Origin of the sequence: Paenibacillus sp. FSL W8-0426, assembly GCF_037969725.1 — a bacterium.
GTDB classification, from domain to species: domain Bacteria; phylum Bacillota; class Bacilli; order Paenibacillales; family Paenibacillaceae; genus Paenibacillus; species Paenibacillus hubeiensis.
In genome coordinates, this window is the sequence record NZ_CP150203.1 from 1,734,539 (window position 1) to 1,750,745 (window position 16,207).

Annotated in this window: 11 protein-coding genes; 10 read left to right on the forward strand and 1 reads right to left on the reverse strand. The window is 55.2% G+C overall.

The genetic code is table 11. The annotated features are described in order from the left end of the window. The first annotated feature begins 64 nt into the window (after positions 1 to 64). Positions 65 to 1,291, forward strand: coding sequence for an RtcB family protein (locus MKY59_RS07990; RefSeq protein ID WP_339278352.1), 1,227 nt, complete (start codon positions 65 to 67; stop codon positions 1,289 to 1,291). Between the two features lie 46 nt (positions 1,292 to 1,337). Then, positions 1,338 to 2,516 (forward strand): DUF4272 domain-containing protein, encoded by a 1,179-nt coding sequence (locus MKY59_RS07995; RefSeq protein ID WP_339277005.1) that lies wholly within the window; start codon positions 1,338 to 1,340, stop codon positions 2,514 to 2,516. A 191-nt stretch (positions 2,517 to 2,707) separates the two neighbouring features. On the opposite strand, the gene MKY59_RS08000 is transcribed toward MKY59_RS07995, so the two are convergent. Continuing rightward, positions 2,708 to 3,742, reverse strand: a complete 1,035-nt coding sequence (locus MKY59_RS08000; protein ID WP_339277006.1) for a LacI family DNA-binding transcriptional regulator — start codon at positions 3,740 to 3,742, stop codon at positions 2,708 to 2,710. Between the two features lie 552 nt (positions 3,743 to 4,294). Between MKY59_RS08000 and MKY59_RS08005 the strand changes: the two genes are divergently transcribed. The 8 genes from MKY59_RS08005 to MKY59_RS08040 all read left to right on the forward strand — a co-directional run bounded on the left by MKY59_RS08005 (position 4,295) and on the right by MKY59_RS08040 (position 16,195). Continuing rightward, positions 4,295 to 5,677 (forward strand): extracellular solute-binding protein, encoded by a 1,383-nt coding sequence (locus MKY59_RS08005; protein ID WP_339277008.1) that lies wholly within the window; start codon positions 4,295 to 4,297, stop codon positions 5,675 to 5,677. Between the two features lie 116 nt (positions 5,678 to 5,793). Next, entirely contained in the window at positions 5,794 to 8,724 is a 2,931-nt protein-coding gene (locus MKY59_RS08010) for an extracellular solute-binding protein (protein ID WP_339277010.1), read from the forward strand. 81 nt (positions 8,725 to 8,805) lie between these two features. Then, positions 8,806 to 9,711: a sugar ABC transporter permease gene (locus tag MKY59_RS08015; RefSeq protein ID WP_236416334.1), complete on the forward strand. Its 906-nt coding sequence runs from the start codon at positions 8,806 to 8,808 to the stop codon at positions 9,709 to 9,711. 1 nt (position 9,712) lies between these two features. Then, positions 9,713 to 10,576 (forward strand): carbohydrate ABC transporter permease, encoded by an 864-nt coding sequence (locus tag MKY59_RS08020; protein WP_236416089.1) that lies wholly within the window; start codon positions 9,713 to 9,715, stop codon positions 10,574 to 10,576. Between the two features lie 10 nt (positions 10,577 to 10,586). Then, positions 10,587 to 12,086, forward strand: coding sequence for a gluconolactonase (locus MKY59_RS08025; protein WP_236416088.1), 1,500 nt, complete (start codon positions 10,587 to 10,589; stop codon positions 12,084 to 12,086). Then, positions 12,067 to 12,687, forward strand: a complete 621-nt coding sequence (locus MKY59_RS08030; RefSeq protein ID WP_339277012.1) for a Yip1 family protein — start codon at positions 12,067 to 12,069, stop codon at positions 12,685 to 12,687. Before MKY59_RS08025 ends, MKY59_RS08030 begins: the two co-directional genes overlap by 20 nt. 14 nt (positions 12,688 to 12,701) lie before the next feature. Next, entirely contained in the window at positions 12,702 to 15,299 is a 2,598-nt protein-coding gene (locus MKY59_RS08035; RefSeq protein WP_339277013.1) for a DUF5696 domain-containing protein, read from the forward strand. After that, positions 15,296 to 16,195, forward strand: a complete 900-nt coding sequence (locus tag MKY59_RS08040; protein WP_236416082.1) for a sugar ABC transporter permease — start codon at positions 15,296 to 15,298, stop codon at positions 16,193 to 16,195. The genes MKY59_RS08035 and MKY59_RS08040 overlap by 4 nt, the downstream gene beginning before the upstream one ends. Positions 16,196 to 16,207 lie beyond the last annotated feature (12 nt).

The window sequence follows — 16,207 nt, forward strand, 5'->3', positions numbered from 1 at the left end:
AAAGGATATATGAATTCAGAATATACATGCTTTATTTTTTATTTTATAGACGAAGGAGGCTTCGATTACGATGCGTATCATCGATAACATCAAAGTATGGGGGGAACCGCTGGAGAACGCAGTCAGCCAGGCCGTGACCTGTTCCCTGCATGGTGACGTGCTGGGCGTGACCCTGATGGCCGACCATCATAAAGGATACTCGCAGCCCATTGGCGGCGTGGTGGCATACCGCGGCATGATTAGCCCTTCCGGCGTCGGATACGACATTGCCTGCGGCAACAAAGCGATTCGCACCAACCTGTTGTGGAGCGATATCCGTGACCGGATTTCCGGCATCATGGACCAGGTCCAGGCGGAGATTTCGTTCGGGGTGGGTCGAAACAACCCGACGCCTGTCGATCATGAGCTGTTCGACGATGCAAGCTGGAAGCTGTTCGACAGCATTGAGCCGGGGCTGCAGCAGAAGCTGAAAGTCCTGGCGCGCAACCAGCTCGGAACGGTAGGGAGCGGCAATCATTTTGTCGATCTGTTCGTGGAAGAAGCGACGAGCAAGGTATGGGTGGCCAACCATTTTGGCAGCCGCGGCTTCGGGCACAAGGTGGCGAGCGGTTTCCTCAATCTTGCGGCAGGACGGGAATTCGGCGGCAAGGCACCAGGGGAATCCATGGATCAGCCGCCTACGCTCCTCGATCTGAACAGTGAGTTGGGGCATATGTATTGGGATGCGATGACGCTGGCGGGCCGATATGCGTATGCCGGGCGTGATTACGTCATCGATCAGACGGTACGCATTCTTGGGGCTAACGTGGAATATGCCGTGCATAACCATCACAATTTTGCGTGGAAGGAGCAGCATATGGGCGAAGAGGTTGTCGTTGTCCGTAAAGGAGCGACGCCGCTTGCCCCCGGGCAGCTTGGTTTTGTCGGCGGCAGCATGGGCGATATTTCGGTCATCGTGGAAGGCATGGACAGCGAGGAAAACACAGCCTCATTCCGCAGCACGGTGCATGGAGCCGGCCGCATTATGAGCCGTACGCAGGCCGCAGGCAAAATGAACTACAAGCTGCGCAAACGCATGGGCGGCGAGATCAGCGAACGGCAAATGCATGAGGCCATTCGGGCGTATGGCGTCGAACTCCGCGGTGCTGGCACGGATGAAAGCCCGTTTGTGTATAAAAAACTGCAGGATGTATTGAACGCCCATGCAAATACGCTAAAAATCAATCATGTCCTGCGTCCGGTCGGCGTGGCGATGGCAGGCAGCAACGAATTCGATCCTTACAAGGATTAGGCGATAGAGTCAACGCAAGCACAACATGGGAAAGATGGTGAACGGTATGAAAAATTGCGCATTGTACAGCTCTCGTTTTGATCTGGACGAGCTGTATGGAATGATTACCTCTCTATATCCGGAAGATACGATCGAGCAGCAACCGGACAAAACCCATATTCGGGTGACCCGCAAGAAATGGTTCAGCAAAAAAAGCAAAGGATTCAACATCATGACCAGCCAGACACATCCCGAGGAATTCGGTCCGATGATTCAGGGCATGATGAATTTCTTTGGGCAGATCGAGGCCGAGAGGCCCTTGGTCCAGGAAAAAGTACTGATCAAATGCTCCACGCTGAACATGGTGATCGGCATCGAAACGGATGAAGACATCGACGAAACGTTCTATGGGGAACTGCTGCAGCTTGCATCCGCGCTGGATGCGGTCATTTTCTGGGGAGGAGGCTCGCTGCTGAATGCCCAGGGGCAATTATTGCTTGACATGGCTGGCCGTTCCGAAGTCGAGGATTACACGGTGACGGCACATACCAGCTATTTGCATGCCGATTTGCAAGAGACCGAGTCCGGAAAGAAAAGGAAGGCGAGATCGGAACGGATATTGGCCGAGCAGGGCATTCCCTATAACGCGAATCTGCCTGTACGAGCGGGGGAAGAGCATACGACGATTCGCAGCAAAGAGGAAGTCGCCGCCCGGGCGGTGGCGCTCTGCATTGCAGCGCTGAAGGGCGAGTGCCTCGGGGCCGGCGAGAGTGCCGAAGACACGGCAGCGCTGGTGCAGGAAGTGATCGACAAGTACGGGGCGGAACGTTTCTTTTCTCCGGCAGAACGGAATTTCGTGCACCAGCTTGGTGCCGAACATCAGGACGTCATTGCCTATTCTTGGGGATACGAAGCGTATGCGGTGATGCTGTGGGCGTTGGGGTACATCGACCAGTTGGGTGCGCCGACAGAAATCTGCAATGTCAGCCAGGCGGTAGGCCATTTGCAGCGGAAGGAGGATTTTGCCGCATTTGTTGCCGATGCCACGATGCGCGGCAAAAGCGAAATCATGGACGAGGCGGATCTTATTTATCGTTATAACTGGGTATGCGTGGATAGCCGCATCAAGGAGCAGGAGCCTCCCGCTGGCTTGATTGGCGGGGTGGCCTATGAACGTCACCGGGCGCTAAACTGGTTGATTTGTTACATGGATCAAGATTGGGACGATGTCCGCACGGATACGTAGGTCCGTCTATATAAACCGCAATAATAAATCCCACTAGTGCCCTGCGAGCGCAGTACCATCTTCCGATCGCTGTTTATTCCTTTTTGCTAATCCAACGAGGATAACCATCAAATACATGAATCAGCAGAAATCCCCTGTACCGGAAACGTGCCAAGGTACAGGGGATTTCTGCATATGAAACATGGACCGCGCTATCCGTTGGGCTTGCCATACTGTTCGCGAATGATCACGTCGGCCAGGATCAGTTTTTTCTCCACGCTGCTCTCCGGGTTGAGGATGCGCCATAACATCTGGTCTACGGCACGAGCGCCAAGCAGTTCCTTATTGACGTTAACCGTGGCCAGCAGCGGAATGTTGTCGTATACGTTGTCAAAACCGGTGACCACGCACTGTTCGGGGACGTTGATTCCCAAGCTTTGCAAAGCTTCGATGGTATACAGCGCATAAAAGTCGTTGGCACACACGAATACCTCGGGCAGCTTCCCCTCCTCGATAATCGACGAGAGCACTTGCCGAAAATCGATGTCGGGAGCGATCAGCTCCGGCCATTGGTTCATTTCGATGTTGTCGCCCATGAGTACTGCCCCGTATGCAACCCAGCGCTCGTAAAAACTTTGCGCATCCCCGATATCACCCACGAACTGGAAGGATTTAAATCCTTTTCGAATAAGGTAGAGCATGATTTCACGCATGGAAGCGAAGTTGTCGGTGAAAATGCTGTCGGATTGAAATACCGGGTCAAGGTGATCCACCATCACGACGGGGATTCCGAGCCGCTTGATCTCCAGCAGTATAGGCGTCGAGATCGTGCCGACTGTAATGATGCCGCGGATGGCATCCGGGTTCAGCAGGGTGAACAATTGGTCGGCGGAAGGCTCGGTGAGCGTCAGAATATTGATGTTCTTTTGGTTCAAACGGGATGAAATCCCGTTAAACACCGGCCCCCAATAGATGGATTCCTGGTTTTGATAGCGTACGTTGGGAAACAGGATCAGAATCGTTCCGCTCCAGCGCACGTTTTGGGGATCTTGCAGATCATTGCCGTTATGTTGATCGCCGGACAAGGTGCTGTTGTCCTTAAAATACCCAAGTTTGCCTGCAGCTTTAAGGATCATGTCCCGCGTTTGCTCGCTGACGCCTGATTTGCCGGAAAGCGCGCGTGAGACTGCAAATTTCGACAGTCCTGTAAAGTGCGCAATTTCCTGAATTGTTACCTTCGTCTTCATCATACCATCCTTACACTCGTAGTTCTGCCGTTTATCCGTAATGAGCCATCAAGCTGACTCTAGTATACATGATTCATTTTCATGAATCTAATGATGGATTGCCATAACCGGACCAAAATGAATACGGGCAAATCGAGAGAAATCTACTAATCAAGCACAACCAGTCTACTGGAATGAAGTATCGTTTCGGTTCGCTGTTATCCCTTAATTTTTTTGCGGTTTATATACATATTTTTTTGTTTTGTTATTTCTGTTAAATAACATGATGTGTAGGAGTAAAACGATCTCTGTAGATGAGGAATGAATTCGGAAACAGGATAATATCGTTATAACAGGGGTTTTTAAGCTTACACAACCATGATACCAGAAAAAATAGAAAAAGTTAACAACAAAAATGTTGACGCTTACATTTCCATATGTTAAATTTTGTTTGTCATAACCAAACAATAAAATAACGAATATTGAAGATTTTATAATTTCGTTAGGTTTGGTTGTTTATTTTCTTTTGAAGGGGAAAGTGGGTTACACACATTCGGGGAGGTTGTGGGAAGCATGAGAAAAACGTGGAATTTTTTATCGCTTCTGTTATTGAGCATGGTTTTGGTTATTTCCGGTTGCAGCGGCGGAGGGGGAACTTCGCCAGCAGCCGAAAATGAGCAAAACGCTGAATCAGGCACCGACACGGGAACCGCCCAAAACAACACGGAGAGCAATACAGAACCGCCTGCGGCAGACGTGCCGGACTTGAACGGCAGGGTCATTAAGGTTGCTGCCTGGTGGGACCTGAAGCCGGCGGGGGAAACGGCATCCGACAAGGCGCGCCTTGACAAGATAGCCGAGGTGGAGAAGAAGTACAACGTCAAGATTGAGTTCGTGAACGTGCCTTTCGAAGAATACATGAACAAGTTCACGACGACCGCGCTCGCCGGCGAGCCGTTTGCGGACATCGTGCAGATGGAGTATAAATCGGCGCTTCCGGCCATTCTCAAGGGTCAATTGCTGCCCCTGTCCGAATTTACCACCGACGAGAACAATATCAACAAGGAAGCGAACCTGATGACCAAATATCCGGCCATCGCCGGCGACTACTATGCATTCGATACACCGACCAGCATCGGTCTGGGGATGCACTATAACCGCGATTTGTTCAAGAAGCTGTCGCTCCCCGATCCGCAGGAGCTTTACAACAAAGGGGAGTGGAATTGGGACAAATTCCTGGAACTGGCGAAGCAGGCAACCAAGGATACGGATAACGACGGAAAGATTGATGTGTACGGATACTCGGGTTGGGCGATTGACGCGCTTCGCCACTTTACCGCAGCCAATGGCGGAACGATCGTAGACGACGAAAATGCCAAAGAAGGATTGTCCGATCCGAAAACGATTGAGGCCGCCGAGTTCGTCAAACGACTCTATAACGTGGAAAACGTCGTGAAAGTGAAGACCGGCGACAAAACCAATTGGGAAGAGTCCAACACCTTCAAGGACGGGGACGTCGCCCTGTTCACCGCTGCGGAATGGCAGCTTGGCGATATTACGTTTGCCGCCGGCGTCGTCCCGATTCCGAACGGCCCTCAGGGCAGCAAGGAAGTGACCTACGCCAACAATGCAGCTTCAGCCAAGTTCATTCCCAAAGGGGTCGAAGACCCGCAAATCGTGTATCAAATCTGGGAAGAAACGTTTGACATCTCGCAGATCGAAGAATATCCGGGCCAGGATTACCTGGAAAGCCGTTATACCGACGAGAGGGATATCGCCATGATTCGCGAGCATATCGCGGGCACGGGGCGCATCCTGCTGGATGATGCCTATGCAGGGTATCCGATCGGCGATTATGTAAACGATATCATCAAAAACAATGCGTCCGTGACCGCCACCGCCGAAAAATACAAGGCACAGGCTCAGGCCGCTGTCGACAAGCTCGGCAAACCATAATTCCAGCACAATCGGAAAGGGGTGTCGCGTGCCCGCAATGATGCACGGATGCCCCTTTTTCCGAGGTGCCGACGGAGGCAATGCTGGCATCAGCCTTGATGAGGAGGACTCGCAGGATGGCTGGAATGCAACGACGAAAAAAAAGAATTCTCACAGCTGCGATCGGGGTGGCTGCAGCGTTGTGCGTCATGCTTGTTCTGATTAACGGCATGGACGCGAAGAGCGAGGAAGTGCCTTCGGGACCCCTGCCCGAGATACAGGTGGATGCCGTTTTGCAGCAAACCAGGCAAAAGAACGGTTACGAGCAATATTTGTCGCGGGTGGGCACGGATGCCAGGCCCGAGGTAGACATCACTATCGAGGCCGGAAGTTATGCGCGGGCCGAGGGAGACGATGTGCGCCGGCTCGAAAACTACGAAGGCATGGAGGGTGTATCGTTGTACACGGGGGAAACGGGTCTCGTGGAGTGGGAGATCGACGTTCCCGAGAGCGGGCTTTACAACCTTTCCGCCGTATATTACCCGGTTGAAGGCAAGAGCTCTGCCATAGAGCGTGCGCTCTACATCGATGGCGAGCTTCCTTTTGCGGAAGCGGCTTATTTGCAGTTCGACCGTGTATGGGGCAATGAGAAGCAGGACGTCCAGCAGGACAATCAGGGCAACGATCTGCGCCCGAAGCAAGTGGAGAAGCCGCGTTGGATGGAGGAGACGTTTCGGGATTCGGACGGTTATGAACAGGAAGCCTTTCGGTTTTATTTGGCCAAAGGCAAACATGTGCTGACGCTGAAATCTTCGCGCGAACCGATGGTGATCCGTTCACTGCGGCTGTTCAATGACAAGCAGGCCGTGCCGTACGCGGAAACGGAGGCGGCCCGGCAAACGGATTTGTCCGGACAGCCGAAGGGGATCGTCCTGCGGATCGAAGGGGAAGCGGCCATCGCCAAATCCTCGCCCACGCTGTACCCGACCAGCGAAAGATCGAGTTCGGCCGTATCGCCGTACAGCGCTTCCCGGATTCGCGTCAACACCATTGGAGGCTACAACTGGCGCCTGCCGGGCCAATGGATCGAATGGGAAGTCGACGTGCCGGAGACCGGACTTTACCATATCGGCTTTACCGCCCAGCAAAACTTTGTGAAAGGCATCTATTCGACCCGCAAGCTGACGATCGACGGCGAGGTGCCCTTCGCCGAAATGAACAAGGCGCCGTTCCGTTATGAGAGCGGTTACCGCGTGGACGTTCTGGGCGGCAGCGAACCATATCGGTTCCGGTTGGAGAAAGGCAAACATGTCATCCGGTTGGAGAACAGCCTCGGCGACTTCGCCCCGCTGATCCGCCATGTGGAGGACAGTTTGTACAATCTGAACTCCATGTATCGCCGCATTTTGATGATTACGGGCACCAAGCCCGACGAATTCCGCGATTATCGGGTCGAGCAGCAAATCCCGAACCTGCTGGAGGTGCTTGAAGGCGAGAGCAAGCGGCTCAAGCAAGTGGCAGCCCAGCTGCGGCTGCTGTCCGGGCAATCCGGCGATCAGGAAGCGCTTCTAAAGACGATGTCCCAGCAGCTGGACGAGATGGTGGAGGAACCGGATACCATTCCAAGACGGCTCGCGGCCTACAAAACGAATGCGGGCGGGCTTGGCACCTGGGTGCAGCAGGCGAGAGAACAACCGTTGGAGATCGATGCGTTGTATGTTACGTCGGTCGATGAGCGGATTCCCGAAACCGGCATGGGGCCGATGGCCAAACTCGGCCACGAAGCCAAAACGTTCTATAATTCGTTTTTCATCGACTACAACCAGATCGGCAACGTGGCATCCTCGGAGGAACAGCGCGCGATTACGGTATGGATCGGCAGCGGACGCGACCAGGCGAATACGATGAAAGCGATGATCGACGAGACGTTTACGCCGGAGACCGGCATCAGCGTCAATCTCAAACTGGTCAACATGGGCACATTGCTGCCTGCTACGTTGTCGGGAGACGGACCGGACGTGGCGATGCAGATCGGCAACGACTTGCCCGTCAATTTCGCGATGCGCCATTCTGCCGTGGATCTGACGCAGTTCGGCGATTATGCCGAGGTGAAGCAGGAGTTCCGCGACAGCGCCATCGTGCCTTACGAATACGATTCGGGCGTCTATGCCCTGCCGGAAACGCAAACCTTCAACATGCTCTTTTACCGCAAGGACGTGCTTGAGGAGCTGGGGCTCGACGTGCCGCAGACTTGGGAAGACGTGGAGAGCACGCTTGCGATCTTGAGCAAAAACCATATGGAGTTCGGCATGCCGGTCGTGGCTCAGGCCAACATGCAGGGGGTTAACATCCCGCCGAACTCCCAGTACGCCACGATGCTGCTGCAAAACGGCGGGGCGTTCTACCGCAATGACGGCAGAGAGTCCGATCTCGACTCGCGAATCGGCATCGAAACGTTCAAGCGCTGGACCGAGTTCTATACGGATTACAAGCTGGAACGGGAGTACGATTTCGCCAACCGCTTCCGTACCGGGCAGATGCCGATTGGTTTGAGCGACTATACCACGTACAACCAGTTGTCCGTGTTTGCGCCGGAAATTCGCGGCTTATGGGGATTTGTGCCGGTTCCCGGCACCGTCCAGGCGGACGGTTCGCTGAATCGGGACGTTCCGAGCACAGGCAGCGCCGTCATGATGCTGCAGAACGCGCAGGATAAGGACGCCGCATGGGCGTTCATGAAATGGTGGACCAGCACGCCGATCCAGGCCGAGTTCGGCCGGGAAATGGAAGGGCTTATGGGCGCAGCCGCGCGTTATCCGACGGCCAACATCAAAGCGCTGGATTCCTTGCCGTGGCCGGCCGAGGACTATGCCAACCTCAAGAAGCAATTCGAGAGCGTGCAGGGCATTCCGGAAGTGCCGGGCGGGTATTTTACGGGACGCCACCTGTTCAATGCGTTCTACAAAACGGTCGTCGGCAACGTCGAGGCCAGGGAATCCATCATGGACTACACCCAATACATTCAGGACGAGATTCGGATCAAACGCAAAGAATTCGGTCTTCCGTAAGCAGAGGGAGGGTTAACCGTGTCGCAAATATCTCTCCGGGATGGGCAGGACGCCTCTCCCGGCCAATCGCCAAGAAGGGGCATGAAGGCCTGGTGGGGCTGGAAGCTGAAGGAAGTGAAGGCAAGCAAACATTCCTATGTGCTTCTGGCTCCGTACATGCTCCTGTTCACCCTGTTTACCGTCATCCCCGTCGCGGTCTCCATCATTCTCAGCTTCACGTACTTCAACATGCTGGAGTTTCCGCGGTTCATCGGTTGGCAGAACTATACGCGGCTGTTCCTGGAGGACGACGTCTTCCTGATCGCGATCAAAAACACGCTGCTTTTTGCCATCATCACCGGTCCGGTCAGTTATATCGCGTGTTTCGTGTTTGCCTGGATCATCAATGAACTGACGCCGAAATGGCGGGCATTCATGACGCTTATTTTCTATGCGCCGTCGATTTCGGGCAACGTGTATTTCATCTGGCTGATGATCTTCTCGGGTGACCGCTACGGCATCGCGAACGGCCTGCTGATCAAGTGGGGCATTCTGCTGGAGCCGATCCAATGGCTGAAAACGGAAGCGTACATTATGCCGATCCTGATTCTGGTCCAGCTGTGGCTCAGTCTGGGAACCGGGTTCCTCGCCTTCATCGCGGGACTGCAAACCGTAGACAAGTCGCTGTACGAAGCGGGCGCGGTGGACGGCATCAAAAACCGCTGGCAGGAGCTGTGGTACATCACGCTCCCTTCGATGCGTCCGCAGCTCATGTTCGGGGCGGTCATCCAGCTCACGACGTCGTTTGCGGTTGCGGACGTGTCGATCGCGCTGGCCGGATTCCCGAGCGTGAATTACGCGGCGGAGACGGTCGTCACCCATCTGATCGATTTCGGAACGACCCGGTTCGAGATGGGATACGCCTCGGCCATTGCCACCGTGCTGTTCATGATCATGGTCGGCACGAACCTGTTGGTGCAGAGAATGCTGAGAAGGGTGGGGGAATAACATGGCCGCGATCGCTACCGGCAAAAAACGGATCAACCGCTCGCGCGCGGGCAACTTCTCCCTGTTCGCCCTATTGCTCGTTTTCGGTGCGTTTATGGTGCTGCCGCTCATCTATGCCATCAACAATGCGTTCAAACCGCTTGATGAGATTTTCACTTTTCCGCCGACCCTGTTCGTGAAAAATCCGACGTTCAGCAATTTCACCGATCTGATGAACCTGCTGAGCGATTCATGGGTGCCGTTCTCCAGGTACGTATTCAACACCGTGTTCATTACGGGCATCGGCATCGTGGGCCACGTCCTGCTTGCTTCGGCGGCGGCTTACCCGCTGGCGAAGCACAAATTCCCGGGCAAGGCGTTCATGTTCCAGGTCGTCGTCCTGTCGCTGATGTTCACGCCTGCGGTCACGGCCATTCCGAACTACATGATCATGTCTTGGATCGGATGGATCGATACGTACTGGGCCGTGATCGTGCCTGCGTTCGCCTACTCGCTTGGGCTGTACTTGATGAAGCAGTTCATGGAGCAGATTCCGGATGCGCTGCTGGAAGCGGCCAAGATCGACGGCGCCAGCGAGTATCGCATTTTCTGGTCCATCGTCATGCCTAACGTGAAACCGGCCTGGCTGACGCTGATCATCCTGCTGTTCCAGATGCTGTGGGGCAGCGACGGCAATGGCTATATCTATAGCGAACAGTTGAAGACGCTTCACTACGCGGCAGGCCAGATCGTGCTTGGCGGCATCTCGCGTGCCGGGGCTGCTGCCGCGGTGGCGCTCATCCTCATGAGCGTGCCGATCACGCTGTTTATTTTCTCGCAGAGCCGCATCATCGAAACGATGGCGAGCTCCGGCATGAAGGAATAGGGGGATCGATATGGCACGCAGCGTAAATAAACGGCTTTCAAGCCATCGTTTCTGGCAATCCGCGGTCATGCCCTTTTTGGCCGCAATAATCGTTGTGCTTGCGGATCCGGCATCCGCGGCAGCCTCTTCGGCACCGTACGAGAGCTACAATTATAACTATTGGGAAGAAGCGGTACCTTCGCCGGATGCTTATTTGCCCTTGCGGACCATTTCGGGCAGCGACCTCGGCATCGGCGAATTCAAGGACCCCGGCGACGTGAACGTCTCTTCTGCCGGGAAAACTTACATTTTGGACAGCGGCAACAGCCGGATCGTGGTGCTGGACAACGAGCTGAAGCTGCTCCGGGTCATCGACGGCTTCATGCAAAATGGCAGTAAGGAGAGCTTCAACGTTCCGGGCGGTTTGTTCGTGGATCAGCAGGAGCGCATCTATGTTGCGGATACGGGCAACGGGCGCGTGGTCGTGCTGGATGAAGAAGGCGGCCTGCTGAACATGATCGCAAAACCGGAGTCCGACATTTTGGCAACCAACTTCCAATTCCAGCCCCAAAAGCTGACGGTTGACCATGTGGGACGGGTCTACGTCGTGGCTCAGGGCGTGTACGAAGGCATTATGCAATTTGATGAACACGGCGCATTCATCGGGTACGTGGGCACGAACAAGGTGGAACGCGATTACCGCGAGTACATCTGGCGCATGTTTTCGACCAAGGCGCAGCGCGCGCAGATGGTGCTGTTCGTGCCGACCGAATTTTCGAATGTGGACATCGATCCTAAAGGGTTCGTTTATGCAACGAACATCGATCCTGGCTCAAACGAGCCGATCAAACGTCTGAATCCGTCCGGCGAGGACGTGCTCAAACGCTTTGGCTATTTCGACGTTAAGGGTGACGTCGCCTACCGCAACAGCGTCGGGCCTTCCAAGCTCATCGATGTCAAAGTGCTGGGGAATGGCATGTACAGCGTGCTCGACGCGACGCAGAACCGGGTGTTCACCTACGACGACGAAGGCCATTTGCTTTATGTGTACGGAGGAAAAGGAAATCAGGTCGGCACGCTCAAGACCCCCGTAGCCATCGAACAATCGGGTCCGTATTCGCTGGTGCTCGATCGGGGCAAGGCGAATCTGGCCGTGTACGAACCGACCCGCTTCGGTTCCAAAGTGAATGAAGCGGTCGTCTTGCATTACCAAGGCGAAGATACGAAAGCGGTAAACATCTGGAAGGAAGTGCTGCAGCTGAATGCCAACTACGACATCGCGTATATCGGCATCGGCAAATCGCTTCTCATGGAAAAGAAAAACAAGGAAGCCCTTGGCTATTTCGAACTGGGCATGGACCGCAAGAGCTACTCGGTAGCGTACAAGCGATATCGGCGGGAGATGATGAAGGAGCATTTCGGAACGTTTCTGACCGCGGTCATCGCGTTGGTCGCGGCCGTGGTTGCCGCTCGGCTGGCGCTCAAATGGAGACGGGGAAGGGGGGCGGACCGTGAAACAGGACTATATTAAGTTTCCGATGCATCTCATTTTTCACCCCATCGATGCGTTCTGGGACATGAAGTCGGATAACCGGGGCAGGCTGGCCTTTGCTTTCGGGGCGCTTGCGCTGACGATCGTGGTCATGATTTTGCAGAAGCAGTATGCCGGTTTTCTCGTCAATTATACCGATCCTCGTACCATCAACAGCCTGCGCGAGATTTTGACGATTGCCGTACCTGTTTTCCTGTGGTGCATCGCCAATTGGTCGATCACAACGTTGATGGAGGGGGAAGGCAAGTTCAGGGAAATTTTTCTGGTTACGGGTTACTCGCTGATTCCCATTGTCCTCATCAATGTTCCGTTGATTGTCATCAGCAACTTCATGGTGGCAGAGGAGACGGTGTTCTATTATTTGTTTACCAACATCGCTTTTCTATGGTTTGCGATGCTGCTGTTTATCGGCATGATGACCGTTCACCAGTACACTGTACTCAAAACGCTCGTGACGATGCTGCTGACGGTCATCGTGATGGGCATCATCGTATTTCTGGGCGCGCTTGTGTTCAGCATGCTGCAGCAGCTGTACGAGTTCGGCTACAACATTTACCGAGAGTTGATTTTTCGCACCTAAAGGAGGCGGCATCCGTGATCAAGAGGCAGCGATTATATACGGTGCTGGCCGGCGGAGCGGCTGTCATCGTGCTTGCAGCCGGGCTGCTGTACATGAACAACAAGGGCATTCCGGCGATTGATGCGACGGCATACGTCGAGGCATCGCCGTTGGCAGGGGAGGAAGCGGAGGTACCCGCAGAGAACCTGCGATACATCGATGATACGTCCGTGGGCGTTCCCGGCATGCGGCTGGTGGCGGAGGAAGGCGGACTGGGCCTCTATTACAACGAGGAAACGACTGAAATTGCCGTGCGCGACGGGCAAAGCGGCCATGTCTGGTACAGCAACCCGGCGAACAGGGAACAGGATGGATTGGCGTCCGGCTACGAGAAAGAAATGCTGTCCTCCCAATTGGCCGTTTCTTTTCGCGATGCCATCGGCACGATGGAAACCTTCCCGAACTTCAGCGCCAGCATCGGCAACAAGCAGTTTGCGGCGGCCAATCTGGAGCAGGGAATACGCGTCACATACACGCTCGGCGATACTTCGCTCGGCATCGATGCCTTGCCCCGGCTAATCGGCAAGCAGCGTCTGGAAGAAAAGGTATTGTCGAAGCTGGAGGCGTCGGCGGCGAAATACGTTTCCGCCCGCTATTACCCGACCAAGGACAATCCCGATGTGCTGGAACGCCTGGACGGACAGGTATCGAAGCCGCTCGTGCTGAGCAAGATGCTTGATGCGTTCGGGAAGGCCGGGTATACCGAGGAGGATCTGGCTTACGACAATCAGGAAAATGGCATCGAGGGCGGCGGCGCGTCCGACAAACCAAGCTTCGTCATTCCCGTAGAATACCGGTTGGACCAAGGCTCGCTGGTCGTGACCGTTCCGCTTGGCCAGGTGAAGGAGAACGGGCCATACCGCATCCGCAATATCGATTTGCTGGCCTACTTCGGCGCGGCCGGAGCGGACGAGAAAGGTTACATGTTCGTTCCCGACGGCTCGGGCAGCCTCATCCACCTGAACAACGGCAAGGTAAAAGAAGAGCAATACGTGCAGCGGGTCTACGGGGCGGACCCGAATGACAACTCTTATGCACGTCCCCAAGTGAGCGAGTCCGCGCATATGCCGGTATTTGGCCTGAAGAGCGGGGAGCATGCCTGGTTTGCGGTCATCGAAAAAGGGGATGCCATCGCCGGCATCGCCGCGGATATCGGCGGCCGTCAAAACAGCTACAATCACGTCTACGGCACATTCTTCCTCCGCGGGGAGGATGAGCTGGAAATGTATACGTCCCAGAATATGCAGGAAATCCAGCTGCTGAGCGAGGAGCCGTATAAGGGAGACATTCAGGTCAGATACACGTTCCTGAACGGGTCTGACGCAAATTATTCCGGCATGGCGCGCCTGTACCAGCAGCAGCTCGTGGAACGGGGGCAGTTGAAGCCGATCGGGGAAGAGGGTGGATTGCCGTTCTATGTCAACGTGCTCGGCGCGGTGGATAAACGCGCTTCGTTCCTTGGCGTCCCATATCGCTCTCTCATGGCCATGACCACTTACGGGCAGGCTTCCGAAATGGCGGCCAAGCTGCGGGAAGGCGGCGTGAACGAGGTGCAGATGCGATTTCAAGGATGGTTCGGCGGGGGAATCAGTCACCGTACGCCAACCGCCGTCAAACTGGACGGCGAGGTAGGCAGCCGTTCCGAGCTGCGAAGCCTGTCGGCCGAATTGAAGGATTCGGGGGGCGGACTGTACCCTGACGTGGCTTTTCAGCAGATTTACCATAACGATCCGGGTTTTGCCCCGGCTTCGGATGCGGCCCGGTTCGTGACCAAAGAAACGGCGGAGCTGTATCCGTACAATCCGGCCCTGAACCGGATGGACTTGACTAAGGACAGCTATTATTTGTTGTCGGCCGCGAAATTGCCGCATGTGGTGGACACCTTTGCAGGCAAAACCTCCGGTCTGGAGCTCGGCGCGTTGTCGCTGCGCGATCTGGGGCAGGTGTTAAGCGCCGATTATCGCGACAGCCGCGTCATTCACCGCGAGACGGCCAAAAACATCGTCAAGCAGCAGCTGGAGCGGCTGCATCAGGCTTATCCGGCGCTGATGCTGACGTCCGCGAACGCATACGCTTGGCCGTATGCGGAACATATCGTCGATGTGCCGTCCGGCTCCAGCCGGTTTAATATCGCGGACGAAGAGGTTCCTTTTTACCAAATGGTCATTCACGGATATGTGGATTATGCCGCATCGCCCATGAACACGACGGGGGACCAACGTTTGCGGAAGCAGCTGCTGCACAGCCTGGAGCTGGGGGCGGCGCCTTATTTCGAGTGGACCTATGAGCCTGCTTCGCGATTGAAAACGACGAATTACGATTCCGCCTATGCAACCGAGTATACGTACTGGCTTGACGAAGCGATCGAACTGTACCGGGAGGCCGACAGTGTGCTCGGGAAAGTGCGGAACCGCCCGATGGTGGCGCATGAACGTCTTCAGGACGGGGTCGTCCGCGTGGAATACGGCAATGGAACCGAGCTGCTGATCAATTACACGGCGAGTCCGGTGACGATCGGCGGCATCAAGATTGAGGCAGAGGATTATGTGCTGAGGGAAGGGGTGGAAGGATGAAAACCGTTCGCATGTCGCTCAAAACGCGAAGGGCGTTTCTCGGGTTAGCCTTTGTGTCCCCGTGGCTGATCGGCTTCATTTTCCTGTTCGCCACGCCCCTGCTGCAATCCATCCGCTTCAGCCTCAGCCGTTTGTCGGTTGCCCCGGGCGGATACGAACTGGAATTCCTCGGGCTTGAAAATTTCAAAAACGCGCTGCTGGTCGACGCCAGCTTCAACCGCGTTCTGCTCGATTCGGTAGGGGCCATGCTGCTGAACGTGCCGATGATCCTGTTTTTCAGCCTGTTCACCGCCACGCTGCTGAACCAGAAGTTCAAAGGCAGGACGGCGGCGCGGGCGATCTTTTTCCTGCCCGTCATTCTGGCCTCCAGCGCGGTTGCGGCCGCAGAATCCGCCGGTCTCATCAACCTGATGGGCGATGCAAATGCGGTCGAGGCGTCCGCCGGCGGCGGCACGGCCTTCAACGTCGTTTCCATCGTGCGCATGCTGGCCGACGTCGGCTTGCCTGCCGCGTACGTGGACTACATCGTGGAAGCCATCATGCGCATCTACGACATCATCAGCAGCTCCGGGGTACAGATTCTGATTTTCCTGGCGGCGCTGCAATCCGTGCCTGGCTCGATGTACGAGGTGGCCAAGATGGAAGGCGCGACCGGCTACGAATCGTTTTGGAAAATCACGTTTCCGATGGTAAGCCCGCTGATTCTGACGAACGTCATTTATACGATCATCGATTCGTTCGCAGGCAGTCCGGTGACGGAAATGATTTACCAGACGGCCTTCAAAACGCAAAATTTCGGACTCAGCTCCGCCATGTCCTGGCTTTATACGCTGGTGATCGGCCTGGTGCTGGTCGTTGTCGGCTGGGTGCTGTCCCGCCGCGTTCATTACAATTGACGGTTAATGCAG

Coding starts and splice junctions, on each gene's coding strand:
- MKY59_RS08005 (WP_339277008.1), top strand. CDS start 4,295: ATGAGAAAAACGTGGAATTTTTTATCGCTTCTGTTATTGAGCATGGTT.
- MKY59_RS08025 (WP_236416088.1), top strand. CDS start 10,587: ATGGCACGCAGCGTAAATAAACGGCTTTCAAGCCATCGTTTCTGGCAA.
- MKY59_RS07995 (WP_339277005.1), top strand. CDS start 1,338: ATGAAAAATTGCGCATTGTACAGCTCTCGTTTTGATCTGGACGAGCTG.
- MKY59_RS08000 (WP_339277006.1), bottom strand. CDS start 3,742: ATGAAGACGAAGGTAACAATTCAGGAAATTGCGCACTTTACAGGACTG.
- MKY59_RS08020 (WP_236416089.1), top strand. CDS start 9,713: ATGGCCGCGATCGCTACCGGCAAAAAACGGATCAACCGCTCGCGCGCG.
- MKY59_RS08040 (WP_236416082.1), top strand. CDS start 15,296: ATGAAAACCGTTCGCATGTCGCTCAAAACGCGAAGGGCGTTTCTCGGG.
- MKY59_RS08010 (WP_339277010.1), top strand. CDS start 5,794: ATGGCTGGAATGCAACGACGAAAAAAAAGAATTCTCACAGCTGCGATC.
- MKY59_RS08015 (WP_236416334.1), top strand. CDS start 8,806: ATGAAGGCCTGGTGGGGCTGGAAGCTGAAGGAAGTGAAGGCAAGCAAA.